Consider the following 22,652-nt stretch of genomic DNA (forward strand, 5'->3'; position numbering starts at 1 on the left):
ACCGCCGGCCTCGGACGGCAAGGACCCTAGACGACCTTGTCCTCGTAGTTCGCCCCGTAGTAGAGGTCCTCGAACGTCTGCAGGGTGCCCTGGATGCTGTGCGGTTCCACCATGCACCGGCTGGCGTTGCCCATGGCTTTCCGTTCCTCGGCCGGCAGGCGGAAGATCCTGGTGATTTTCTCCGCGAGATCCGCGCTGTCATTCGGGGTGAACAGGTAGCCGTTCTCGCCGTCGCGCACCAGGTGCGGTAGTGCCATGGCGTCCGCCAGCAGCACGGGGGTGGAAGCCGACATGGCCTCCAGTGTCACCAGCGACTGCAGTTCCGCAGTTCCGGGCATGCAGAACAGGTCGGCCCGGATGTAGGCCTCGCGGAGTTCGTCATCGCTGGCCAGGCCCAGGAACTTCACCCGGTCCTGCAGTCCGAGCCGTTCCACGAGGGCCTCGAGCGACGGGCGGACCTCGCCGCCGCCGACGATTTCAAGATGGACGTTCAGGTCGGCAGGGGTGGCAGCCACCGCCTTGATCAGCACGTCGACGTGCTTCTCCTCGGCCAAACGGCCCGCGAACAGCACGGTCGGGTGTTCGTGCGGCTCAATGACCTCGTCGGGCTTGGGCTCGTATGCCGCCGAGTCGATGCCGTTGGACAGCGGCAGCACCTTGCGCAGGAAGGCATGCTGGTGCATGGCCTTGGCGGCCAGCGGCGTGGGCGTGGTGACCACATCCGCCTGGCCCATGACCTTCCCCATGTCCCTCCAGGAAATCTTCCCGATGATGTCCTTGAACCACTGCGGGAACGGCAGGAACGGGTTGAGGTTCTCCGGCATGAAGTGGTTGGTGGCGACGATGCGGATGCCGCGCTTCACGGCCTCGTACAGGACGTGCTCGCCGATCATGTAGTGGCTCTGGATGTGCACCACGTCCGGCTGGACCTTGTCGAACAGCAGGCTGATTTCCTTCTTGATCTCCCACGGGAAGCAGATCCGGAAGTACTCGTGCGTGAAAACGCTGTGCGACCGGAGGCGGTGGACGGTGGCTTCGGCGCGGAACTCGGTAAAGCTCTTACCCTTGTCCTGCCGGCAAGCCAGCACGTGGACGTCGTGTCCGCGTGCCGTCATGCCCTTGGCCAGCCGGTAGCCGAACTGGGCGGCTCCGTTAACGTGGGGCGGGTATGTGTCCGCCGCGATGAGGATGGTCAGTGGACGCTGGGCGTCGGGCATGGTCACGTAGAAAGCTCCTGGTGGTCATGGTGGTCGGCTGCGGCTGACCACACCGGCCGGCCGGCACGTGGTGCACCGGCACATTCTTGCCTGGTCCGCAGTAAAAACCGGCTAGTGGGACGCCCTGCCCGTGGCCTTCCGAACGTCCTTCTTCCGTTTGGTGACCTCGGGATGGTGTCGTGAAAGGGCGACTACCCCCACGATAGCAAGGGTTGCCGCCGTACCCATGGCAATCGCCAGAACGGCGTGGACGTCGGGGCGCAGCTCGCCCAAGATCGTGATGCCTATCGCGATGCCCACAATGGGGTCGACCACGGTGAGGCCGGCAATCACCAGGTCCGGCGGACCAGTGGAGTAGGCGCTCTGGACAAACCAGGACCCCAGTCCCCCGGCCGCGGCGATGGCCACCACCGAATACCACGGCACGTTCAGCAGGAATTGGCCGTTGGGGTCCAGCAGATGCTTGCCGATAATGCGCGTCAGCACTGCCACGAAGCCAAACAGGATGCCGGCACCGAGGATGTAGATGAACGCGCTCATGCGGTGCTTGAACATGGCGGCGAGGCTGCCGAAGATGCCCACCGCCAGGGACAGCAGCAGCACAATCGTGAGTTCGTCCTCAGGCGTGACATGGTGGCTTTCCTGCGTGACGTTGACGGCCAGCAGAACGAACAGCGCCGATCCCGTCACGCACGCGGTGATTGCCACCACCGTGGCGCGGTTGATGCTCAGGCCCTGGTCCTTGGTGTTGACCACTGTGGTGATCACCAGGGCAATGGCGCCGATCGGCTGGACCACGGTCAGGGGTGCCGTGACCAGTGCTACGGCGTTCATGGCCATGCCCATGCACAGCAGGAGGAGGCCGAAGACCCACCGGGGGTTCCGGAGGAGGCGGAGGAATCCGTTGGAGCTCAGCGCCAAGCCACCGGTGTCCGCCTTGACCGCGCTTCCCTGGCGCTGGGCACCAAAGGCGAGGCAAAACGCACCCATGACCGCGAGCAAAACCGCAACCCAGACCATCAGCCGTTCCCGCCGTCGTCGGCCGCCAGCATTTTTCCTTTTCGTTGGATCGCCCAGAAATAGTTGTAGGCGGCAACCCAGTGGCCAACGAGCCCCAGCCCCAGGACCACCCAGGCGGCGACGAACCACGCTCCGGCGAACGGAATGGGCAGCTTGGACAGCACCAGGAGCGGGGTTCCGAGCAGGAGGAGGCCGGTGCGGGCCTTGCCCACCAGGCTGACGGGAAGGTCCGGGTGGCCGCGGAAGTAGAACAGCGACATGCCCAGCAGGACGGCGTCGGGAACCAGCAGCGCGGCCAGGTACCACCACTGCACGACGCCGGCGATCACCAGGGTGACAGCGACGGCAATCATGGCCAGCCGGTCGGCGATGGGGTCAAGAACGCGCCCCAGCTTGGAGGTCTGGTTGAACCGCCGGGCTACGTAACCGTCCACCCAGTCAGTGCTGCCCATGATGGCGAGCACCAGCACGGCCAATCCGTATTCCTTCCGGGCCAGCACAAGCCAGATGAAGATGGGCACGCCCATGAATCGAAGTACCGTGAGGAGGTTGGGGACGGTGTAGACCAGATCGCGATCGACATGCGGCTGCCCGGGGCGGGAACCAGCGCCGATGAATCTCATCAGGCCTCCCTCTCAGCGGCCGGCGGCCTCTTACAGTCTTCTTTCAGGGCAAGGCTCAGCTCTTGAAGAGTTTCCGCAGCAGAGTGAGCAGGACGGCGGTTGAGGCAGCGAGGGCAAGGAGCGGCTTCCAGCGCGCCTCGAGCTGCCCGGGCAGGGAGCCCGCCGGGGCGCCGGAGCGGGTCGACGCCGACAGTGCGGCGAAGCGTTCGGCCGCACGTTCGCGGGCCTCCTGGAACTTCTCATTGCCTTCCGCGGCCCGGTGCCTGGCGACGCCGAGCAGGGCCTGGGCCTGGGTCTTGACGTCCAGTTCCTCGCCAAGCTCGTCGCGCACACCGGTCAGGTGTTCACGGCGCTGCTTCAGGCGGCGGCGGAGTTCGGGCTCCGTGGCAACGGGAACGTCCACGGCCTCGGCAGCCTTCTTGGCTTCCTTGTCCGCCTTCTCCTTGGCCTTCTCCGCTGCCTTTGCTTCGGCGGCGGCCTTGGCCTGGGGCGAGTTGGGGTCGAGCACGGCGGCGTCGAAGTCCGAGCCCTCCTTCGCAATGCCCAGGTCGTGCTTGAGGCCGCGGACCGTGTCCTCAGGAATCAGCGGCATGGCCTGTTTGAACTTCCGGAGGCCGATGAGCCCGCCGATGAGCGCGATAAGGAGGAACACCGCGCTGACGAGCAGCGCCGCCAGCCAGGCGGGCATGATGGTGGCCAGCCCCATGATGGCAGCGACGACCAGGCCGGCGACCAGGAGGGCCAGGAAGACGGCGGCCACACCGAAGAATGCTCCGGCAACGCCGAGCTGCTTGCCTTTGCGCTTCGCTTCGATCTTGGCCAGCGCGATCTCGTCATTGAGCTGGCGGGGCACAAGTTTGATGGCCAGCCGCAACGTTTTTGGCAGCGCACTGATACGCAGTCCTTGGTTGGTCCGCCCGCTGTGACGCCCGCTCATAGGTGCCGCCTAACTGGTTCCGTCGTAGATTTTTCTTCGCTGCCACGGGGGCAACCGGCACATCCGCGCGCCCCCGCTGACAAAACTATCATTGAGGGTCTGCCGGAACTTCTGGAAATGGCCCCGGCGAGCCCTCCAACGCTGTAAAAGTCTGATCTGTCAGCCCTAGGATGGTTCTCTGTGACCACCACCAACCCGGGCGATGCCCTCAGCCGCCGACAGAAATTCCTCTACATCCTTCTACTCGGCGCCCTGACCGCCCTCGGGCCATTCACGGTGGACCTCTACCTGCCCGCCTTCCCCGCTTTGGAAGCAAGCCTCAACGTCTCGGAGGCCGCCGTCCAGCTGACGCTGACCGGCACCACCGTCGGCTTTGCCCTGGGCCAGCTGGTGGTGGGGCCGTTCAGCGACAAGTTCGGGCGCCGGCTCCCGCTGATCCTTGCCACCGCCCTGCACATCGCCGCCTCGCTCGGCGCCGCGCTCTCCACCGACATCGCCACCCTCGGTGTGTTCCGCGTCCTCATGGGCATCGGCGCAGCCGGCGGCGGCGTGGTGGCGATGGCCATGGTCCGCGACCTTTTCAGCGGCTACGCCATGGTCCGGATGTTCTCCCGGATGGCGCTGGTCAACGGACTCGCTCCCATCCTGGCGCCCGTCATCGGGTCCCAGCTTCTCCTGGTCATGCCGTGGCCGGGCATCTTCGTGTTCCTGGCCTGCTACGGCACCGCGGTCATTGTCTCCGCCATCGCCCTGGTCCGGGAGACGCTGCCGCGGGAGAAACGGGGCCAGTCCGGACTGACGGCCCGGCAGCGGTACGGCGTACTCTTCTCCGACCGGATCTTCGTGGGCCTGCTGATGCTGGGCGGCATGAACTTCGGCGGCCTGTTCACCTACCTCTCGGCGTCCCCGTTCCTGTTCCAGGACGTCTTCGGCTTCTCACCCCAGCAATACGGCCTCCTCTTCGGCATCAACTCGCTGGGCATTGTCGCCGGCGTGCAGACAAGTTCCCGGCTGATCAAGCGGGTCCCGCCGCAGTGGATCCTGGCCTGCTCCACGGCGTGGATGTTCCTAATGGCCGTGCTGATCGTGGTGTTCGACCAGCTGGGGTTCGGGCTCTGGGGCGTCATGGTTCCGCTGTGGTTCTACATCCTGGGCACCGGATTCACCTTCCCCTGCGTGCAGGTCCTTGCGCTGGCCAGCCACGGGGCGCAGGCCGGTACGGCTGCCTCGCTGCTCGGGGCGTCCACGTTCCTGATGGCGGGCATCATCTCCCCCGTCGTGGGCTGGCTGGGCGGAAATTCCGCCACGCCCATGGGCGCGGTCCAGGCCTGCTGCATCTTCCTGGCCGCGGCCGCCCTGTGGCTCGTGGTCCGGCCCAGGACCGTGCCGTCCATCCACTGAAGTCCGCCTGTAGGCTGGCACCCATGACCCGCAAACCCCACCGCAACGGCCGTGGACTGTTCCTCGGAGCCATCCTGGGCGCCGTGGCAGGCTTCTTCGCCGGCAGGATGATGGGCAACGCCGCGATGGGCATCCTGGTGGGTGCAGTCGTCGGTTCTGCGCTGCTGTACCGCGTCAACCCGGGCCCCTGGAACAGGCCTTAGGCCATCTGTTCGCGTGGGTACCTGCGCGATAAAGTTGTTACGTGCCCCACTGGCAGGATCATCCTCCACTTCCAGCCACGTGGCAGCGGTGCGACTCCGGCATTCTGCCGTTGTGGTGGGACCGGCTGTGCACCCAGACCAGTGCGCAGTCGGCGGCACTCTATGCGGCGGGACTTTTCACCGAGGACCGGCGCCGGCCCATAGCCCAGTGGTTCAACCCGGCTTTCAATGCTGCCCTCCTGGTGGCCCCCGAGACCTCCCCCGAATGGCCCGTCCAGCGGTTCGGCATCTTCTATGCCCCGCCCGACGGCGGCTTCACGCGCGTACACTCCTCGCCCCACGAATGGCACCCCCGCGAGCCGCGGAAGTCCCCCACGGAGCGGGAAGCGTTCGAGGCTGCCATAGCCGAGGCCGAGCGCTTCCTTCAGGTGGAGATGGACTTCGTCTGACGCCGCCCGCCCGGGATTCGGCGAGTTGGGTTTGGCGGCCCGAGTCAAAGAAAACAAAGAGTCGCACAAAACAAAAAAGTCCCGCGGCCGGCTCGAAGCCAACCGCGGGACTGTGCGCTCCTCCTGCTGGACTTGAACCAGCAACCCTTCGATTAACAGTCGAATGCTCTGCCAATTGAGCTAAGGAGGAATGAAGCAGGTATGACATTAGCAAAGGTTCAGCCGCAATGCGAAATCGGCGCCAATACTGGACACAAATACCCCTCGGGGGTATAAAAAAGCCCCCGTTCCGGAACCCGGAACGGGGGCTGTGCGCTCCTCCTGCTGGACTTGAACCAGCAACCCTTCGATTAACAGTCGAATGCTCTGCCAATTGAGCTAAGGAGGAATGAAGCGGGTACTAGCCTAGCAAACACCCGGCCCGGATACGAAATCGGCATGATTCCAGCCCGGAGCCGGACCCAGGAGACGTGTCCTCGGCGCCACCAACCCGCCCAGCCTAGGCGTCTGAGCGCAGCGACCGCCGCTCCATTTCGAGCATCATGAGCTCGCGGTTCAGCTGCTGGAACTCCTCGGGATGGGCCGCGGCATCCAGCCGCTGCAGCTGCCCGAGTTTGTCCGCCTTCACACGGGTGATCTGCAGCTCGAACAGCCTCGCGAGGATGTCCCGGCAGTACTTTTGCACGGCTTCGGCGGTATGGGCCGGCAGCGGAACCACGGCGAGCTCCGAGACCAGCGGCTGCAGTGGCTCGGGAACCTCCTGCCGCAGGGCCTCCACCCACTGCACGGCATCCCCGGAGAAGCCCGGAGCCGTGGCGCGGATGGCATGGTGTATGGCTTGGTAGGCGGGCGTGGCGAACCGGGCAGTCGCGAACCGTTCCCAGGCCGCGCCGCCCAGCATCGCCGGCTCCTGCAGCGCCACTTCGAGGGCCTGCCGCTCCATGGATGCCACGGGGTCCCGGGGATCCGGACGGTGGAAGGACGGCAGAACGCCCGACGGCGGCAGCGCCGCTACGCCGGGCACGTTCTGGCCGCTCCCCGGGCCTGGGTTGTATCCAGCACCGCTGTGCCCGGCACCGCCTGGCCTGCCCGCCGCCCCGTTGCCTGGGGCTCCGCCACTGGACGCCCCGGGTGCCCGCACCCCCGAACCCTGCGCACCAGGCGCAGCGCGCTTGGCGGCGGCCGCCACAGCCCGCGTGACGTCCTCGATGGGCATTCCCAGCCACCCCGCCAGTTCCCGGGCGTAGCCGGGCCTGAGCCCGGCGTCGCGGATCTGGGCCACGACCGGGGCGGACTCCCGCAGCGCCGCCACCCTCCCTTCCACGGTGTCAAGGTTGTGCTTCCGCAGGGTGGCCCGGATGGCGAATTCGAAGAGCGGGCGTCGGGAACTGATCAGGTCACGGACGGCGGCGTCCCCGCGCGTCTGGCGCAGGTCGCAGGGGTCCGCCCCGGTGGGTTCGACGGCCACGTAAGTCTGGGCCACAAAGCGCTGGTCCTCTTCAAAGGCCCGCAGGGCCGCCTTCCGGCCCGCCGCGTCGCCGTCGAAGGTGAAGATGACCTCTCCCCCGGTACCGTCGTCGGACAGCAGCCGGCGGGCAATCTTGATGTGATCGGCGGCGAACGCCGTACCGCAGGTGGCCACCGCCGTCGTAATCCCAGCGAGGTGGCAGGCCATGACGTCCGTGTAGCCCTCCACCACCACCAGCTGCCTGTCCTTGGCGATGTTCCGCTTGGCAAGGTCGATCCCGTACAGCACCTGGGACTTTTTGTAGAGCGTGGTTTCCGGGGTGTTGAGGTACTTGGGTCCCTGGTCATCCTCGTAGAGCTTGCGGGCGCCGAAGCCGATAGTGTCGCCGGCGATGTCCCGGATGGGCCAGATCAGGCGGCCGCGGAAGCGGTCGTAGATCCTCTGCTGGTTGCCGTGTCCCCCGGTCGAGAACATCCCCGTGAGCTTCAGCTCGGCATCGGTGAAGCCCCGGCCGCGCAGGTGCTTGAGCAGCGCGTCCCAGCCCTGCGGTGCGTACCCCACGCCGAAGTGGTCGGCCGCTGCCCGGTCGAAGCCGCGCTGCTGCAGGAACTTCCGGCCCTCGGCGGCGCCGGCGGTGAGCAGCTGGGCGCGGAAGAACTCGTCGGCGATCTTGTGGGCGTCCAGGAGCCGCTGCCGCTTGCCGACTTCCTCGCGGCTGGGGCCGGTGCCGCCGTCCTCGTAGCGGAGCTCGTACCCGATCCGCGCGGCCAGCTTTTCGACGGCCTCGTGGAAGGAGGTGTGGTCCAGTTTCTGCACGAAGGAGATGACGTCGCCGTCTTCGCCGCAGCCGAAGCAGTGGTAGCGGCCCACCTGCGGGCGGACGGTGAAGGACGGCGAGCGCTCGTCGTGGAAGGGGCACAGGCCCTTGTAGGAGCCGAGGCCGGCGCCCTTGAGCGTGACGTAGCCGTCGACGACTTCCTTGATGTCCGTGCGCTGGCGGACCTCATCGATGTCTTCCCGTTTAATCAGCCCAGCCACGAAGTAATCCTAGTACCGCCCACCGAGAGCAGTTGGCTGGCTATGGCGCCCGTCACCACAGGGACGGCAGGCTGCCCACGAGCCGTTCGTACATGGCCAGCGCGGAGCCGTCCGTCAGCGACGCCACCTGGTCGATGACCACGCGGAGCCGGGCACCGTCGTCGGCCGCTTCCCGCCAGTCCGCCGCAAACATGGGTTCGAGATGGCGGTCACCGGAGGCGTTCAGCGCCGTCACCAGGGCGTGGAGCACCTCGCGCTGGCGTTCGTAGATGGGCTGCCGGTGGTCGGTGGTCATCACGAATGTGGTGGCCAGGCCCTTCATCACCGCGATCTCCAGGACGGTCGCCTCCGGAACCATGAGTTCGGCGTTGTACCGGGTCAGGTTTGCCGGGCCGTAGACTGCGCGGGTGGTCTCCAGTGCGCTCTGGCAGAACCTGCCGATGAGCTGGCTGGTCATGTCCTTCAGCGCCGCCATGGACTTGCGGCTGCCGTCCGCCTCCCGCACCCAGACGTCGGTGGCTTCGAGCCGTGCCAGGGCGGCGTCGATGGCCGCGGGATCGTTGTGGGGCAGGTACCACTGCTTGGCGTAGCCCACCACGCGCGCCCGGTGGTCCGGGTTGTCCATCCAGCGCAGCTGGAAGTGGCCTGCCACGATCGCGTCCTCAACGTCGTGCACCGAATACGAGATGTCGTCCGCGAGGTCCATGACCTGTGCCTCAAGGCAGGACCGCCGTTCGGGGGCGCCTTCGCGGATCCAGTTGAAGATGGGGAGATCGTCCTCGTAGGCGCCGAACTTGCTGGTCCGCTGGCCGTGGATCACCGGAGCGTCCAGGGCGGACCACGGGTACTTCGCGGCCGCGTCAAGGCTGGCCCGGGTGAGGTTCAGGCCGGCCGGCCGGCCCTCCGGGTCGAGGACCTTCGGTTCGAGCCGGGTGAGCAGGCGCAGGGTCTGGGCGTTGCCCTCGAACCCGCCGATGGCGTGGGCCATCTCGTTGAGCGCCGATTCACCGTTGTGGCCAAACGGCGGGTGGCCGAGGTCGTGGCTGAGGCAGGCGGTGTCCACCACATCGGGATCGCAGCCGAGGGCGCGGCCCAGTTCCCGGCCCACCTGCGCCACCTCGAGGCTGTGCGTCAGCCTGGTGCGGACAAAGTCGTCGGTGTCCGGGGCCACCACCTGCGTCTTCGCACCGAGCCGGCGCAGGGCCGAGGAATGCAGCACGCGGGCGCGGTCGCGCTCGAAGTCGGAGCGGTAGGTGCTCTTGGGCGGTTCCTCCACCCAGCGGGCGGTATCGCGGGCTTCGTAGCCCGGCAGTGCCTGCGGGGTGGTGCGGGCTTCCGCCAGCCGGCTTTCAGCCACCGGACACATCCAGTTCCGCCGCGGCGATGTCCCGCGACTGGTCCTCGTTCAGTTGGCGGCTCAGCAGCCAGTCCTTGGGCAGGGCCGGCCTTTTCGGCGAACCGGCGCGCCCGCGCGGCCCTTCGGAGTCGATACCGGGGTACGGCAGGTCCATGTCCAGCTGGTCCAGCAGTTCGCGGAGCACTTCAAGCGTGGGCACTGTGGCCAGTTTCGCCCGAAGTTCGCCGCCCACCACGTAGCCCTTGAAATACCAGGCCATGTGCTTGCGGATCTCGCGCAGCGCCTTGTATTCGTCGTTGCCGAAGGTTTCGACCATGAGTTCGGCGTGCCGGTAGACGCCCTCGGCCACCTCGCGCAGGCCGGGCCGGTGCCGCTTGTCGCTGCCTTCGAAGGCGGCCTGCAGGTCGCCGAACAGCCACGGACGGCCCTGGCAGCCGCGGCCCACCACGACGCCGTCGATGCCCGTTTCCCGGACCATGCGGACGGCGTCTTCGGCCGACCAGATGTCGCCGTTGCCCAGCACCGGAATGTCCGGCAGCGCCTCGCGCAGGCGGGCGATGGCGGACCAGTCCGCCTGGCCGGAGTAGAACTGCGCCGCCGTGCGGCCGTGAAGGGCGACGGCGGCAACACCGGAATCGCGGGCGATCCGGCCGGCGTCGAGGTACGTCAGGTGGTCGTCGTCGATGCCCTTGCGCATCTTGATGGTCAGCGGGATGCCGCCCTTGGACGCCTCGCGGACGGCGGTTTGGACGATGGAGGTGAAGAGGTCGATCTTCCAGGGCAGGGCTGAACCGCCGCCGCGCCTGGTGACCTTGGGGACGGGGCAGCCGAAGTTGAGGTCGATGTGGTCGGCCCGGTTCTCCTCCACGAGCATGCGGACGGCCGCACCCACCGTGCCGGGGTCCACGCCGTACAGCTGGACGGAGCGGACTTTCTCGTCGTCGTCGTGGGAGATGATGCGCAGCGATTCCGGCGTGCGCTCCACGAGGGCGCGGGAGGTGACCATCTCCGCCACATACAGCCCGCCGCCGTATTCACGGCAGAGCCTGCGGAAGGCGGTGTTGGTGATTCCGGCCATGGGCGCGAGCACCACCGGGGTGTCCACGGTGATGGGGCCGAGTTTCAGCGGCGGAAGTTCCAGCCGGGGGGCGGGAGGCGTTGCTACAACAGTCACCCGTCCATTGTCTCAAAGTCGGGCAAATCGGGCAGATTCAGGGCGGGATGCCGATGGCGGCACCCAAGGCGCGTTCCTTGGCCCCGTAGTATTCAGTCCCGCCGTGTTCCGTCCGCCTGTGTCTGGTCCCCCTCTGTTTGGCCACGCAGCGCACGCCGTCCCCGCCGGGTCGCCGGCGGCGCGTCAGCTTCGCTTTCCCACCCCGCCACCGCCGCGGCGGCCGCGAGCGCTCCGGTGTCGTTGACGTCGTCGGCCGTTACGGCGCCATGGCCGCCCGGCCGGTGATCCGCGGCGGAGGCGCGGGGCAGGTCAGCCGAAGCCGACGGCTCAGCGGACCGGACCCCGGTTGCCTTGACCACCAGCACGGCGATCAGTGTGGTGACCGGAATCGCCAGGACCAGGCCGATTGAGCCCACCAGTGTGCGGATGACTTCTTCGGAGAGTTCGGCGCTGGTCAGTGCCTCCCCCAGCGGACGGTTGTAGAGCATCACGATGATGAGGATGGGCAGGGCGGCGCCGGCGTAGGCGAAGGCAATGGTGTACACCGTGGAGGCGATGTGGTCCCGGCCGATCCGCATGGCCGACGAAAACAGCTTGCGGGCGCTCGTGTTGGGGGCGAGTTCGTACAGTTCCCACACCGCTGAAGACTGCGTAATGGTGACGTCGTTCAGCACGCCGAGCCCGGAGATGATGAGGCCGCAGAGGATGATGCCGGAGATGGAGATCTTGTCCGAGATGTTCACGAGTGTGGCGGCGTCGTGGTTGCCCACCCCCGCGAGGTTCGCCGCGTCGGTGGCCCAGGCCGCGAGCAGGGCGGTGATGCCGAGCCCGAAAATGGTGCCCAGCAGCGCCGTCGAGGTCCGTGCCGAGAAGCCGTGCGCGAAGTACAGCACCCCGATCATGATCACCGTCGAGCCGACCAGTGCCAGCAGGAGCGGCGGCTTGCCCTCCACGAGACCGGGGAGCATGAAGCTGACCAGCACGAAGTAGGCCCCGACGAGGCCGATCAGGGCGCGCAGTCCGCGCCAGCGCGCCACGGCCACCACCACGACGGCGTAGAGGAGGGCCAGCAGGATGATCGGCATGGTGCGGACAAAGTCCACGAAGATGTACGACGGCGACCCTTGGGCGGCCGGGGCATCGGCGCCGGTGGCGGCCGCCTGAGCGTGGGACAGGTTCAGGTAGCGGATGTTGTCGCCCACCTTCACGCCGTGCGATTTGGCGATGTCCGGGTTGATCACCACCTTGACCGGGTTGCCGCCCTTGTCCGGCTCGGTGAACGCGAAGGTGCACTGCGAGCCGCCGTTATCTCCGGCTGCCGCCGGGGTGCAGCTCTCCGTGACCACGCGCTGGATCCGCCCGGTGTCGAAGGTCACGCCCGGAGCTGCGGCATACGGGTTGGCCAGCGTCAGGCCGTCCCTGTTCCCCGAAGGCCACAGTGCCGCCATGGCTGCGAGGGTCAGGAGGGTCAGCGGAACCAGCACCGCAGCCAGAATCCTGTTTGCCTTCCTGCGGGCTGCCATCGCTTCCGCTGTTGGCTCCGAATGCCCTGTATGACCGTGGGAGTGACCTGCACCCATCAGCAGCTAGACCTCATGCTTGAACTCTACGGCGGCGGCCATAGGGTTGATAAATGGACGAGGAAGTGTCGGAGGATGCAGCAGTGAGCCAACGCCGAACTGATCATGAAGCCGTGCTGACGGTACTGGCCCCGTCCGGGCCCACCCGCGGCGTGGCTTTGGTGCTGCACGGCGGCAAGTCGCACAGCTTCGAGCCCGTCCAGGCCACGCACCTGAGCCCGGCGCGAATGGTGCCTTTTGCCCGCCACCTGCACGCCGCCGGCCGGAAGCGCGGCCTGGCAGTGTGGATCCTGCGGAACAGCGTGCGCGGCTGGAACGGCGAGGACATGAGCCCGTTGAAGGATGCTCGCTGGGCGCTGGCAAAGATCCGCAGGGAGCACCCGGGCGTGCCGATCTACCTGCTGGGTCATTCAATGGGCGGCCTCACCGCGATCTGCGCCGCTGACGAACCGGATGTGGACGCGGTGGTGGCGCTGGCTCCGTGGCTCGATGATGCCACGCCCGCGTCCGCGGTCGCCGGACGGAGGGTCCTGATCGTGCACGGGAACGAGGACCGGTGGACGAGCCCGTCGGCCTCACTCCGGTTCGCGCGCCGTGCGGCGCCGGAAGCGGCAGAGCTGCGGTACGTATCGCTCCGCGGCGCCGGGCACTTCATGCTGCGGCGGGTAGGGCTGTGGCACCGGCTGGCCACCGGGTTCCTGATGAAGGCCTTCACGGAGCGGACCGGAGTTCCGGGGGGTGGGCCCTCCGCGTCCGCCGCGGCCCTGGACAGGGTGCTTCCGCCATCCGGCTCGGCACTGCCCCTGGTTCTGTGAGGTGAATGGTGCCGTGAGGCGACCGGTTCTGTGAGGCGACCACCATGAGCCCGTTTCCGCTGGAGGCGTTCCTCACCAGCTTGCCTTGGGCCGCGCTGGGGGTGGTGCTGGTGCTCGCCGTCACCTACTCCGCGGCCATCGGTGCCGGGACCGGCGGCCAGGCCCGGCATTCGGTCATGGACGTGGCCTGGGGCCCGGGCTTCGTCGTGATTGCCGTGATCTCCTTTATCCTCTCGGCCGGGGAGGGCGACGGCGGCAGGCGGGTGCTCCTGCTGGTCCTGACAGGCATCTGGGGCATCCGGCTCGGCACGCACATCGGCCGCCGGGCCCGTAGCGGCCATGAGGACCCCCGCTACGTGGAGCTGCTCAAAGGAGCACGCGGGTCGCGGAACGCCTACGCCCTTCGCCGGGTCTATCTGCCGCAGGGCCTCGTGATGCTCTTCGTCTCGCTGACCATCCAGGTGGGCATGTTCGCCACCGGTCGGCTGGGGTGGCTCGCCGTCGCAGGTTTGGCAGTGTGGCTGGTCGGTTTCATCTTTGAGTCGGTGGGGGACCTGCAGTTGGAGCGGTTCAAGAACGATCCGTCCCGAAGGGGCAGCGTCCTGAACACCGGCCTGTGGCGCTACACGAGGCACCCCAACTACTTCGGCGACGCCGCGGTCTGGGCGGGGCTGTTCCTCATCGCGGCGGAGTCCTGGCCCGGCGTGCTGACCGTCCTCTCCCCCGCGCTGATGATCTGGACGCTGGCCGCCAAGACCGGGAAGCCGCTCACGGAGAAGGCCATGTCTGGCCGCCTCGGCTACGGTGAATACATGCAATCCACCAGCGGCTTCTTTCCATGGCCGCCGCGGCGGCACTGACAGCCGGTAGCTGCAGATGGCCCGGACCACAGCCGCCAGTGACCGCTTCTACCGCTTCCTCGTCCGGACGGGGCTGTTCCTGCGGTGGGTGTTCCATGTCCGCCTGATCGTGACCGGGCAGCAAAACCTGCCGGACGGCGAAGCAGAAAGCCGCAACAAGGCTGCGAGGAAGGTACTGCCGGGCCGCGGCGCCGTCGTCGCCATCACCCATTTCGGCTATCTGGACTTCGCCGCTGCCGAGCTGGTGCTGTGGCGGCACAACCGCGGGCAGCTGCGGTTTCTGATCCATCAGGGAGCCGCGGACCACTGGCTCGCGGGTCCTTTCATCAGCGCGGCGGGCCAGGTGGTGGTGCGCCACGGTTCGCGGACAGCCGCCTATGACGACGCCGTGGCCAGGCTCCGCGCAGGTGAGTACCTGGCGGTCATGCCCGAGGCCGGCGTCAGCCGCAGCTTCAAGGTCCGCGAATGCAGGACGGGGGCGGTGCGGATGGCGGCCGAGGCGGGGGTGCCGCTCATCCCGGTCTCAATCTGGGGTGCCCACCGGATTTTGACCCGCGGCAACGGGCTTCCGCTGCACCGGATCCGGCGTGCTCCGGTCAGGGTGCACATCGGTGAGCCGGTGCACCTGGCCCCGGATATCGACGCAGAGGCTGAAACGGCCCGGCTCCGCCGGACGCTTCAGGCCGGCATCGACGCCGCCATCGCCAGCTTTCCCGTGGCGGCCCGGCCGGGCGACTGGTGGATGCCGGCGGACCTCGGCGGCGGCGCCATCTCCGAGACGGAACGGCAAAGGCTCGATGCCGCCGATCTGGCGAGGGACCGCCGTCGTACTTATGATCCCCCAGGTAAGTAGCGGAACAGGGCGCTCCCAGGCCTGGGAACGCCCTGTTCTGCTACACAGCTGCGTCAGTCGGAGACGACGGACGTTTCTGCGCCCTGGCGGCGGGCCTTGCCCGCTTCCATCAAAGGCCCCACGACGGCGCGCAGCGCCGTCATCGAATCGTCCACCTCCATGAGCACCGGGTATTGGTACGCGATGAGCGCCAGCAGGTCACGGACCGCGGCCTGCGCTTCATCGGCGTCCAGCTCCGGCTCGTGGCCGAGGAACACGTCAGACGGGTGGTCAGCATTTCCCTGTTCGGGGCTTTCCTGCGCATAGCTGATCGCGAAGGCCTGGATCTTGCCCTTGCGGCTGGCCGGCACGCCGGACCCGAAGGCACTGGCTTTCGGGGCACGCAGCACGATCGCGCCGTGTGCGCCGCTGAGCTCGTCCAGGAACAGGCGCTGCACCGTGCCGATGCCCAGTTCGCCCGGGCTGTCCCAGCCATGGACGGACGAGTAGTACCGGCCCACGACGTCGGAGAGCTCCACCGAACCGGTGGCCAGGTCCTCGATGCGCTCCGACGCGGCTTCCTCGGAACCGTCGCCGAAGACCGGCAGCTTCAGGGCCGCCGGCTCCACCACGACAAGCCGGGTGTGCTGGATCGGAGTGAGCCCCGCCGCCTCGGCGAAGGCGGCGCCGGAGGTGCCCGGCTCCACCTTGCAACGCAGCCGGGTAACGCCCGACGGCGATCCCTCGGCCTCGCGGCGCAGCATCATCAGCAGTGTGGAACCGATGCCGGCGCGGCGGTGGTCGCGCGCCACTTCGACGTACGCCCACAGCCGCTCCGGGTGCAGGCTGGCCTCGTGGACCACACCGGCGGCAACCGGGATGGCCACCCCGTCGACGACGTCCTCGGCCACGATGCAGCGCCGCCACGGCGCGTTGCCAGAGGGCGCAAGGGTGCCGCGGAACTGTCCGGCCTGATCGGTCTCCGGGTCGCCCCAGACTTCCAGCAGGGCGAGGTCATCACCCTCACGCCATTCGCGGTACTGGATCGCCACGGCTAGGCGCCAATCAGCCGGGCGGCCAAGTAGCCCTCCACCTTGTCCAGGGACACGCGTTCCTGGCTCATGGTGTCGCGTTCACGGATGGTGACCGCCTGGTCCTCGAGCGTGTCGAAGTCCACCGTGATGCAGAACGGGGTGCCGATCTCGTCCTGGCGGCGGTAGCGGCGGCCGATGGCGCCGGCGTCGTCGAAGTCGATGTTCCAGTTCTTGCGCAGCTGCGTGCCCAGGTCCTTGGCCTTCGGGGAGAGGTCCTCGTTGCGGCTGAGCGGCAGCACAGCGGCCTTGACCGGCGCGAGCCGCGGGTCAAGCTTCAGCACGGTGCGGACGTCCACCCCGCCCTTGGCGTTCGGGGCCTCGTCCTCGGTGTACGCGTCGATGAGGAAGGCCATGAAGGACCGGGTCAGGCCGGCGGCCGGTTCGATCACGTACGGGATAAAGCGCTCGTTGGTGGCCTGGTTGAAGTAGCTGAGGTCCGTGCCGGAGGCCTTGGCATGCGTGGAAAGGTCGAAGTCCGTGCGGTTGGCGATGCCTTCCAGCTCGCCCCACTCGGAGCCCTGGAAGCCGAAGCGGTACTCGATGTCCGTGGTGCCTTTGGAGTAGTGGCTGAGCTTTTCCAGCGGGTGCTCGAAGAAGCGCAGGTTCTCCTCCCTGATGCCCAGGCCGGTGTACCAGGACATGCGCTCCTTCATCCAGTACTGGTGCCACTCTTCGTCCGTGCCCGGCTCCACGAAGAACTCCATTTCCATCTGCTCGAACTCACGGGTGCGGAAGATGAAGTTTCCGGGCGTGATCTCGTTGCGGAAGGACTTGCCGATCTGGCCGATGCCGAACGGCGGCTTCTTCCGTGAGGTGGTGAGCACGTTGTTGAAGTTCACGAAGATGCCCTGCGCGGTTTCGGGGCGCAGGTAGTGCAGGCCTTCCTCGCTGGCCACAGGGCCCAGGAAGGTCTTCAGCAGGCCGGAGAATTCCTGCGGCTCGGTCCATTCACCGCGGGTTCCGCAGTTGGCGCAGGCGATGTCCTTCAGGCCGTTCTCGGCGGGGCGGCCCTTCTTCTCCTCGTATTCCTCCAGGAGGTGGTCCGCGCGGTAGCGCTTGTGGCAGGAGAGGCACTCAACGAGCGGGTCGGAGAAGACCTCGACATGCCCGGAGGCTTCCCATACCTGACGGGGAAGGATGACGGAGGAATCCAGGCCCACCACGTCCTCGCGGCCGCGGACCACGGACTGCCACCACTGGCGCTTGATGTTTTCCTTCAGCTCGGCACCGAGGGGTCCGTAGTCCCAAGCGGAACGCGAGCCTCCGTAGATCTCGCCGGCCTGGAAAACGAAACCTCTCCGCTTGGAAAGGGAAATGACCTGGTCGAGGACGGATTTTGCTGCCATGGGAACTCCAATTTCTACAGGGCCGCTGGGTGCGGTCCGCGGTGTCTCTGGCCCTCTGACCGCGGCTGGGTGCCGGGCGGGGCGTGTGAAAGGGAAAAACTGTGCAGGAAGCTGCGAGTCCTAGCCTACCGGGAGCTGCCTGCGGAGGGCGCCCCTCAGCTGCCGGGCGCTCCTCATCTTCTGGTCGCCGCCCACCGGCCGACGCCGCCCCTCACCTTCGAAAAGGCGTTCTCACCGCCGGAAGGCGCCCCGGGGCCAGGGCAGGGTGGCCACGACGATGGACGCCAGGGTCAGCAGTGTCCCCAGCACCGTGGCCGCCTCCACCACGGTGCCCGGGGTGGGCACCAGCAGGTCCAGGCCCAGCGACCCCAGCAGCTGGCCGGCGATCATGCCGAGGCCCGTCACCAGCACCCCGAGACTGCGAACCAGCAGCGCGCCGAGGCCGATGAACACGCAGCCCATGGGCCCGCCTAGGTAGTACCACCACTCTCCCGGCAGCGGGTTGGCCGGTCCTGCGACTGCCACCTTGACGGACCAGGCAACCCACAGCACGCAGGTACCGGCGATGAAGTTCACCAGCGTGGCAGCGATCGGCGTTCCGTAGTGCACGGTGGCGGTGCCGTTCATGGCCTGCTGGAAGCTCATGAGGAAGCCGGCCAGGACCGGCAGGATGATCGGAAGGAGGAGGGCCGTGGGATCGGCCGAGCCGGCCGCCGCACTTCCGGAAGCGCCGGACGCGCCCACAACACCGCCCGCGAAGCGCGGTGACACGGCCCACGAGACCGCGGCGATGGTGAGGATGCAGCCGATCACCCGGATGCCCGTCACGGACTTCTTCCCCGCCGGGCCGATACCGAGGCGGTCCACCAGCAGGCCGCTCAGCGTTTGGCCGGTGACTGTGGCCACGGTGAAGAGGGCGATGCCCAGCAGCCCCACGGTGAAGGACTGTGCGAAGACGAAGAAAGCGCCGATGCCGCCGGCGAGCGCGTAGTACGGCGGGAAGCGGCGTTCGCGCAGCGCGGGCAGGATCCGGGCGAGGCCGGCCCGCCCGCGCGGAGCCAGCAGGGATACGAGGACCATCACAATCAGCCCGGTGCTGAAACTGACGACGGCCGCGGCGATGCCGTCACCGAGGCGGGCACCGAGGGCCCCGTTGATGCGCCCCTGGACGGGAATCGCAAGGCCGGAGGCCACGGCCATCGGAAGGCCCACGGTGAGGGGCAGCCGGGGTGCATGGGTCATTCGGTTCACCTAACGTCAGGCATCATTACAGGTATGAGCAACCCGGAAATCGAAGAGATCCCCATCCGCGACACCATGATCCGCCTGGGCCAGCTCCTGAAGCTCGCCAACCTCGTGGAGGACGGCGTGGAGGCAACGGAGCTGATCAAGAACGGCCTGGTCAAGGTCAACGGTGAGATCGACGACCGGCGCGGCCGGCAGCTTCACAACGGGGACACGGTGACGGTGAACGGGCAGACCGTCCGGATCAGCGCTCCCCAGGGTTAATAGAGCGCTACTTCTTCAGCACCTCGTGGGTAAGGAACTCCGACACGTGGCCGACCTCCTGGGCGTTGATGCCGTGCCACATGCCGGTGTACAGGACCTTGGTCAGCTTCACGTGCTTGCGGACCCAGCCCATCGTGTATTCGATCTTGTCCGGCGTGATCACCGGGTCCTGCTGGTCCCGGCCCCAGAACAGCGGCACCGTTCCGTCCAGCTCGGCGTCCCGGAACTCGCCGTCGGAATCCGCATTGACCACAAAGCCGGAAAGGCCGACGACGGCGGCAAAGTCAGCGGGCCGCTGCCGGAGCAGCGTGGTGGCCATGGCCATTCCCATCGAGAACCCGAGAAGGGTGACGGACGGGTGGTTGGCCTTAACCGTGTCCAGCCAGTCCAGGACGTACGCTGAGGCGGCCTTGACGGCGTCGACGGAGTATTCGATCGATCCTGTCAGCGGGAACCAGGAAAAGCCGGGTCCCATGGCGATGGGTGCGCGGACCGATGCAACAGCGAAGTCGTCCGGGAGCATATCAGCCAGGCTGAGGAGGTCCTGCTCGTTCGCGCCGTAGCCGTGCAGCAGGACGAGCAGTGGCTTGCCGGCCCTGGCTTCCTCAGGCTTGGACCACAAAACAACGGGGGCAGGAAAGGAGTCGGCTAAAGTCATGGCTCCATTCTTACAGTTACCCTCCGGTAACAACCTACGGTGGCGTAGCCAGGCGGTCACGGTACAGGATGGGAAGGTGAGCGGAACCGAACCTTTGCAGCAAGCCCCGGAGCCCGTTGAAGCTACCCAGGAGCCCCCTTCCCGCCACCCCTGGAGCCGGTACGTGGCCATGGGCGATTCCTTCACCGAAGGCATCGGCGACCCCGAACCCAGCAGCCCGGGCGGCTACCGCGGCTGGGCTGACCGGGTGGCGGAAGAGCTTGGACGGGGCCACGAGGATTTCGCCTACGCCAACCTCGCCGTGCGGGGACGGCTGCTGCAGCAGATCATCGACCAGCAGCTGGCGCCGTGCCTGGCCCTCAAACCGGACCTGGTGACGCTTTCCGCCGGCGGCAACGACCTCATCCGGCCCGGCGGCGACCCGGATGCCCTCGCCGAACGGCTCGACCCGGTGGTGCAGATCCTCGGGATGAGCGGCGCCACCGTGGTGCTGTTCAACGGTCCGGACACAGGCTCGTCGGTGCTGGGCCGGATCCGCAGCAAGGTGGCCATTTACAACGAGAATCTCCGCACCATCGCCGCCCGGCACGACGCCGTCATCGCCGACATGTGGTCGCTCCGGCAGTTAAGGGATCCGCAAATGTGGAACGAGGACCGGCTGCACTTCTCGCCGCTGGGACACCACACCATCGCCGCGATGGTGCTCGAGGCCCTGAATGTGGAGCACACCCTTGAGCCGCTCGCGCCGAAGCCGCTGCCGCCGCGCAGCTGGCGCGAGGCCCGCAATGAAGACCTCGTCTGGGCGCGGGAGTACTTTGTGCCGTGGGTGGTCCGGCGTCTGCGCCACCGGTCCTCCGGCGATGGCATTACTCCCAAACGCCCGACGCCGGGACCTGTGTTCGGTCCGGGTGTTCCGTTGGGTTCGGGTGAAGGGCCGCTGGGCCTGGATGATCCCGTCCGGCAGTAGTGACTTAACTCCAGAGGTGACCTACCCGCCAAAAAGTGAGGAGCGGCGTCGGGGCATGGAACCCCATGAGGTGCTGCGGACCCGGCTGGACGGCCAGCAGCTGAGGGAGCCGCGGGCTTCGACGGCGGAGGAAGCCCTGAAGAACCTGCTGGCCGTCCAGGCGCAGGAGTTTTCCTATGCCCGCTGGTCGCTGGCCCAGCGGACGACGGGTGCGACTGCGGAGGATGTGGAGCAGGCGGTTGCCGACGGACGGATTCTCCGCACCCATATCCTGCGGCCAACCTGGCATTTTGTGCACCGCGACGACCTGCCGTGGTTGCGTACCCTCTCCGAACCCCGGCTGCACCAGGCCAACGCCGGCACGTACCGCAGGACCGGAATCGACGACGAGGCAGCCGCCAGGAGCTCCGACGTCCTGGCGGAAGCAGTGGCAGGCGGCGTCCACCTGACCCGTGAGCAACTGGCCGCCAGGCTGGCGGATGCCGGTTTCCCGGCCAAGGGACTCGCCCTCGCCTACCTGATCATGCATGCCGAGATCAGCGGGGTGCTGGTCAGCGGCGCCCCCGTTCGCAGTACAGGCGGCGCGCTGCGGCAGACGTATGCGGCGTTCGGCGAGCGCGTGGCGGGGGACGCTGTGCTCTCGCGGGAGGAATCGTTGGCGGCCCTGGCCCTGAGGTACTTCGGCAGCCGGGGACCTGCCACCGTCCGGGACTGCGCAGACTGGTCGGGGCTCACGATGGCGGACGTCCGCAAGGGTTTGGCGCTGGCGGACGAGATCGCGCCGGGCGCCATCGTTGCCGCCAGCTTCGACGGCGCCGACTTCTATCTCCGGCCTGCTGAGTATGGTGCGGGAGTGATGAGGCAGGGCGAGGAATCCTGGCGGGTCCGCGAACCAGGACGGGGCTGGGGACCAGGACAGGCGGGTGACGGGCGGGGGCAGATCGACCTGGTCCAGTGCTACGACGAATACATCATGGGCTACTCGGTCTCGCGGCACTATTTCGGTGGAACCGCGCCGGCCTATCCCTTTGGCGGCAACCCCATGCACGTGGTCCTGCTCGACGGAATGCTGGCTGGTTCCTGGCGGCATTCGCTGGTCCGGCGGGGGTCCGCCGCGGAACGCTGCGAACTGGACATCCGGTTCCCCCGGCCGCTGGGCCATTCTGCCGAGCAGGCCGTGAATGAAGCCACGGAGCATGCCGTTGCCAGATACCGGGAGTTCCTCGGCATGCCGACGGTCCGGATTCCGGCGGGCAATTGACTTCGCGGCCCCTGGCTTCCCGTGCACCGCGTTCCGGAGCTGCCTCCCGGCACTAGTGGGCTTCCGCCCCTACCGGTCCGCCGTGCGCTCTGGGCATAAGCATCCCGGGCGCGTTCCCTCGCGGGGCTAAGCTGGAATGGACACTCAATGAGAGGCCCCGCCGTGTTCGACTTCTTCTTTTGGATCATCATTCTGGCCGTCCTGGTTCCCATGGGCATGCGGATGTACCGGAGGTCGGTCCAGCGGCGGAACCAGGGGCCCGGCCTGCCCGGACAGTACCCCGGCCCGTTTCCCAACCGGTTCCCTAACAACGGCGACGACCGGTTCGGCAACCAGCCGGGCGGCCCGTTCGGTGGCCCGTTCCAGGGCCGCCCGGACAACCGGCCGAGGGACGGCTACACGCAGCAGGACTACTTCAGCGGCGGACTTGGATTTCCCCAGCGCGGTGGCCGTGAAGAGCTTCCGCCCCTGAACCAGCCCTACCCGGATCAGCAGTATCCCCCATACGCCCAGCCCGGCCCCAATCAGCCGTATCCCAACCAGCCGTCCCCCGGCCAGTACGGTCCCGGCGGTGCCGGTGCGCCGCCGTGGCAGCAGGAGCAGGTTCCCTATGAGGACAGCCCGGAGTACCGGGCCAAGCCACCCCAGCCTCAGCAGAACCCCGCCCCTCCCACTGGATCAGCCCCCTCAGCTCCCCCGCCGCCGTCGGCTCCGCAGGGGTTCCGTGCCCGGAAGCTGGCTGAGCTGGATCAGCAGTACAGCGACGGCCAGATCTCCATGGAGGAGTACATGGCCCGGCGCAATGACATCATGAACGGCTAGGCAGCACGCCTGCGCCGCAAT

22 protein-coding genes and 2 tRNA genes are annotated in these 22,652 nt (G+C 67.5%); 10 read left to right on the forward strand and 14 right to left on the reverse strand.

The features are described 5' to 3' along the window. Nucleotides 1-26: 26 nt before the first annotated feature. The 4 genes from ACFTSA_RS04275 to ACFTSA_RS04290 all read right to left on the reverse strand — a co-directional run bounded on the left by ACFTSA_RS04275 (nucleotide 27) and on the right by ACFTSA_RS04290 (nucleotide 3,797). Complete coding sequence (locus tag ACFTSA_RS04275) at nucleotides 27-1,223, reverse strand: glycosyltransferase (RefSeq protein ID WP_377949883.1); 1,197 nt, start codon at nucleotides 1,221-1,223, stop codon at nucleotides 27-29. A gap of 105 nt (nucleotides 1,224-1,328) precedes the next feature. Further along, entirely contained in the window at nucleotides 1,329-2,237 is a 909-nt protein-coding gene (locus ACFTSA_RS04280) for a DMT family transporter (RefSeq protein ID WP_377949885.1), read from the reverse strand. Beyond that, nucleotides 2,237-2,860: a CDP-alcohol phosphatidyltransferase family protein gene (locus ACFTSA_RS04285; RefSeq protein ID WP_377949886.1), complete on the reverse strand. Its 624-nt coding sequence runs from the start codon at nucleotides 2,858-2,860 to the stop codon at nucleotides 2,237-2,239. The genes ACFTSA_RS04280 and ACFTSA_RS04285 overlap by 1 nt, the downstream gene beginning before the upstream one ends. A 55-nt stretch (nucleotides 2,861-2,915) precedes the next feature. Next, nucleotides 2,916-3,797 (reverse strand): phage holin family protein, encoded by an 882-nt coding sequence (locus tag ACFTSA_RS04290; RefSeq protein WP_377949887.1) that lies wholly within the window; start codon nucleotides 3,795-3,797, stop codon nucleotides 2,916-2,918. A gap of 180 nt (nucleotides 3,798-3,977) precedes the next feature. Between ACFTSA_RS04290 and ACFTSA_RS04295 the strand changes: the two genes are divergently transcribed. From ACFTSA_RS04295 to ACFTSA_RS04305, 3 genes are read left to right on the forward strand one after another with little or no spacing between them, the layout of a single operon-like run. Next, entirely contained in the window at nucleotides 3,978-5,198 is a 1,221-nt protein-coding gene (locus ACFTSA_RS04295; RefSeq protein WP_377949889.1) for a multidrug effflux MFS transporter, read from the forward strand. A gap of 23 nt (nucleotides 5,199-5,221) precedes the next feature. Beyond that, entirely contained in the window at nucleotides 5,222-5,401 is a 180-nt protein-coding gene (locus tag ACFTSA_RS04300; protein ID WP_377949890.1) for a hypothetical protein, read from the forward strand. Nucleotides 5,402-5,442: 41 nt separating this feature from the next. After that, entirely contained in the window at nucleotides 5,443-5,850 is a 408-nt protein-coding gene (locus ACFTSA_RS04305) for a hypothetical protein (RefSeq protein WP_076798221.1), read from the forward strand. Between the two features lie 117 nt (nucleotides 5,851-5,967). Here the strand turns inward: ACFTSA_RS04305 and ACFTSA_RS04310 are convergent. From ACFTSA_RS04310 to ACFTSA_RS04335, 6 genes are all read right to left on the reverse strand, one after another. Next, nucleotides 5,968-6,040 (reverse strand) — tRNA-Asn (locus ACFTSA_RS04310). Nucleotides 6,041-6,165: 125 nt separating this feature from the next. Next, nucleotides 6,166-6,238 (reverse strand) — tRNA-Asn (locus tag ACFTSA_RS04315). 111 nt (nucleotides 6,239-6,349) lie between these two features. Next, on the reverse strand, nucleotides 6,350-8,356 hold the full coding sequence (gene dnaG / locus ACFTSA_RS04320) for a DNA primase (protein ID WP_377949892.1): 2,007 nt from the start codon (nucleotides 8,354-8,356) through the stop codon (nucleotides 6,350-6,352). Between the two features lie 52 nt (nucleotides 8,357-8,408). Further along, nucleotides 8,409-9,722 (reverse strand): deoxyguanosinetriphosphate triphosphohydrolase, encoded by a 1,314-nt coding sequence (locus tag ACFTSA_RS04325; RefSeq protein WP_377949894.1) that lies wholly within the window; start codon nucleotides 9,720-9,722, stop codon nucleotides 8,409-8,411. Then, nucleotides 9,706-10,887: a tRNA dihydrouridine synthase DusB gene (gene dusB / locus ACFTSA_RS04330; RefSeq protein WP_377949896.1), complete on the reverse strand. Its 1,182-nt coding sequence runs from the start codon at nucleotides 10,885-10,887 to the stop codon at nucleotides 9,706-9,708. Before dusB ends, ACFTSA_RS04325 begins: the two co-directional genes overlap by 17 nt. 92 nt (nucleotides 10,888-10,979) lie before the next feature. Continuing rightward, nucleotides 10,980-12,410, reverse strand: a complete 1,431-nt coding sequence (locus tag ACFTSA_RS04335) for a YibE/F family protein (protein WP_377949898.1) — start codon at nucleotides 12,408-12,410, stop codon at nucleotides 10,980-10,982. Nucleotides 12,411-12,520: 110 nt separating this feature from the next. Between ACFTSA_RS04335 and ACFTSA_RS04340 the strand changes: the two genes are divergently transcribed. The 3 genes from ACFTSA_RS04340 to ACFTSA_RS04350 are packed head-to-tail and all read left to right on the forward strand — an operon-like array spanning nucleotide 12,521 to nucleotide 14,995. Beyond that, nucleotides 12,521-13,282 carry an alpha/beta hydrolase gene (locus ACFTSA_RS04340; protein WP_377949900.1) on the forward strand — a complete coding sequence of 254 codons (762 nt, stop codon included), beginning with the start codon at nucleotides 12,521-12,523 and terminating at the stop codon, nucleotides 13,280-13,282. A 44-nt stretch (nucleotides 13,283-13,326) separates the two neighbouring features. Next, the gene (locus ACFTSA_RS04345) at nucleotides 13,327-14,142 is read left to right on the forward strand and encodes a DUF1295 domain-containing protein (protein ID WP_377949902.1); all 816 of its coding nucleotides are present in this window, start codon (nucleotides 13,327-13,329) and stop codon (nucleotides 14,140-14,142) included. Between the two features lie 16 nt (nucleotides 14,143-14,158). Continuing rightward, nucleotides 14,159-14,995 (forward strand): lysophospholipid acyltransferase family protein, encoded by an 837-nt coding sequence (locus ACFTSA_RS04350; RefSeq protein ID WP_377949904.1) that lies wholly within the window; start codon nucleotides 14,159-14,161, stop codon nucleotides 14,993-14,995. A gap of 53 nt (nucleotides 14,996-15,048) precedes the next feature. On the opposite strand, the gene ACFTSA_RS04355 is transcribed toward ACFTSA_RS04350, so the two are convergent. The 3 genes from ACFTSA_RS04355 to ACFTSA_RS04365 form a co-directional block, all read right to left on the reverse strand. Further along, on the reverse strand, nucleotides 15,049-16,026 hold the full coding sequence (locus ACFTSA_RS04355; protein ID WP_377949906.1) for a GNAT family N-acetyltransferase: 978 nt from the start codon (nucleotides 16,024-16,026) through the stop codon (nucleotides 15,049-15,051). A 2-nt stretch (nucleotides 16,027-16,028) separates the two neighbouring features. Continuing rightward, the gene (locus tag ACFTSA_RS04360; RefSeq protein WP_377949908.1) at nucleotides 16,029-17,414 is read right to left on the reverse strand and encodes a glycine--tRNA ligase; all 1,386 of its coding nucleotides are present in this window, start codon (nucleotides 17,412-17,414) and stop codon (nucleotides 16,029-16,031) included. Nucleotides 17,415-17,645: 231 nt separating this feature from the next. Beyond that, nucleotides 17,646-18,656, reverse strand: a complete 1,011-nt coding sequence (locus tag ACFTSA_RS04365; RefSeq protein WP_377949910.1) for a DMT family transporter — start codon at nucleotides 18,654-18,656, stop codon at nucleotides 17,646-17,648. Between the two features lie 33 nt (nucleotides 18,657-18,689). Here ACFTSA_RS04365 and ACFTSA_RS04370 point away from each other — a divergent pair, with 33 nt between their 5' ends. After that, nucleotides 18,690-18,923 carry an RNA-binding S4 domain-containing protein gene (locus tag ACFTSA_RS04370; RefSeq protein WP_377949912.1) on the forward strand — a complete coding sequence of 78 codons (234 nt, stop codon included), beginning with the start codon at nucleotides 18,690-18,692 and terminating at the stop codon, nucleotides 18,921-18,923. Nucleotides 18,924-18,930: 7 nt separating this feature from the next. On the opposite strand, the gene ACFTSA_RS04375 is transcribed toward ACFTSA_RS04370, so the two are convergent. Next, the gene (locus ACFTSA_RS04375) at nucleotides 18,931-19,581 is read right to left on the reverse strand and encodes an alpha/beta fold hydrolase (RefSeq protein ID WP_354261847.1); all 651 of its coding nucleotides are present in this window, start codon (nucleotides 19,579-19,581) and stop codon (nucleotides 18,931-18,933) included. 169 nt (nucleotides 19,582-19,750) lie between these two features. Between ACFTSA_RS04375 and ACFTSA_RS04380 the strand changes: the two genes are divergently transcribed. The 3 genes from ACFTSA_RS04380 (at nucleotide 19,751) to ACFTSA_RS04390 (ending at nucleotide 22,631) form a co-directional block, all read left to right on the forward strand. Beyond that, entirely contained in the window at nucleotides 19,751-20,548 is a 798-nt protein-coding gene (locus ACFTSA_RS04380; protein ID WP_377950219.1) for an SGNH/GDSL hydrolase family protein, read from the forward strand. 55 nt (nucleotides 20,549-20,603) lie between these two features. Further along, on the forward strand, nucleotides 20,604-21,809 hold the full coding sequence (locus ACFTSA_RS04385) for a winged helix DNA-binding domain-containing protein (protein WP_377949914.1): 1,206 nt from the start codon (nucleotides 20,604-20,606) through the stop codon (nucleotides 21,807-21,809). Nucleotides 21,810-21,956: 147 nt separating this feature from the next. Next, nucleotides 21,957-22,631 (forward strand): hypothetical protein, encoded by a 675-nt coding sequence (locus tag ACFTSA_RS04390; protein ID WP_377949915.1) that lies wholly within the window; start codon nucleotides 21,957-21,959, stop codon nucleotides 22,629-22,631. Nucleotides 22,632-22,652: the final 21 nt, after the last annotated feature.

Source organism: Arthrobacter sp. NPDC057013 (assembly GCF_042674585.1).
Lineage (GTDB): Bacteria > Actinomycetota > Actinomycetes > Actinomycetales > Micrococcaceae > Arthrobacter.

What these genes read in the sequence shown, in the direction of transcription:
- ACFTSA_RS04350 (WP_377949904.1), top strand. Translation starts at nt 14,159, where the DNA reads ATGGCCCGGACCACAGCCGCCAGTGACCGCTTCTACCGCTTCCTCGTC.
- ACFTSA_RS04390 (WP_377949915.1), top strand. Translation starts at nt 21,957, where the DNA reads ATGAGAGGCCCCGCCGTGTTCGACTTCTTCTTTTGGATCATCATTCTG.
- ACFTSA_RS04280 (WP_377949885.1), bottom strand. Translation starts at nt 2,237, where the DNA reads ATGGTCTGGGTTGCGGTTTTGCTCGCGGTCATGGGTGCGTTTTGCCTC.
- ACFTSA_RS04285 (WP_377949886.1), bottom strand. Translation starts at nt 2,860, where the DNA reads ATGAGATTCATCGGCGCTGGTTCCCGCCCCGGGCAGCCGCATGTCGAT.
- ACFTSA_RS04375 (WP_354261847.1), bottom strand. Translation starts at nt 19,581, where the DNA reads ATGACTTTAGCCGACTCCTTTCCTGCCCCCGTTGTTTTGTGGTCCAAG.
- ACFTSA_RS04290 (WP_377949887.1), bottom strand. Translation starts at nt 3,797, where the DNA reads ATGAGCGGGCGTCACAGCGGGCGGACCAACCAAGGACTGCGTATCAGT.
- ACFTSA_RS04340 (WP_377949900.1), top strand. Translation starts at nt 12,521, where the DNA reads ATGGACGAGGAAGTGTCGGAGGATGCAGCAGTGAGCCAACGCCGAACT.
- ACFTSA_RS04365 (WP_377949910.1), bottom strand. Translation starts at nt 18,656, where the DNA reads ATGACCCATGCACCCCGGCTGCCCCTCACCGTGGGCCTTCCGATGGCC.
- ACFTSA_RS04300 (WP_377949890.1), top strand. Translation starts at nt 5,222, where the DNA reads ATGACCCGCAAACCCCACCGCAACGGCCGTGGACTGTTCCTCGGAGCC.
- ACFTSA_RS04380 (WP_377950219.1), top strand. Translation starts at nt 19,751, where the DNA reads ATGGGCGATTCCTTCACCGAAGGCATCGGCGACCCCGAACCCAGCAGC.
- ACFTSA_RS04385 (WP_377949914.1), top strand. Translation starts at nt 20,604, where the DNA reads ATGGAACCCCATGAGGTGCTGCGGACCCGGCTGGACGGCCAGCAGCTG.
- ACFTSA_RS04360 (WP_377949908.1), bottom strand. Translation starts at nt 17,414, where the DNA reads ATGGCAGCAAAATCCGTCCTCGACCAGGTCATTTCCCTTTCCAAGCGG.
- ACFTSA_RS04325 (WP_377949894.1), bottom strand. Translation starts at nt 9,722, where the DNA reads ATGTGTCCGGTGGCTGAAAGCCGGCTGGCGGAAGCCCGCACCACCCCG.
- ACFTSA_RS04335 (WP_377949898.1), bottom strand. Translation starts at nt 12,410, where the DNA reads ATGGCAGCCCGCAGGAAGGCAAACAGGATTCTGGCTGCGGTGCTGGTT.
- ACFTSA_RS04370 (WP_377949912.1), top strand. Translation starts at nt 18,690, where the DNA reads ATGAGCAACCCGGAAATCGAAGAGATCCCCATCCGCGACACCATGATC.
- ACFTSA_RS04345 (WP_377949902.1), top strand. Translation starts at nt 13,327, where the DNA reads ATGAGCCCGTTTCCGCTGGAGGCGTTCCTCACCAGCTTGCCTTGGGCC.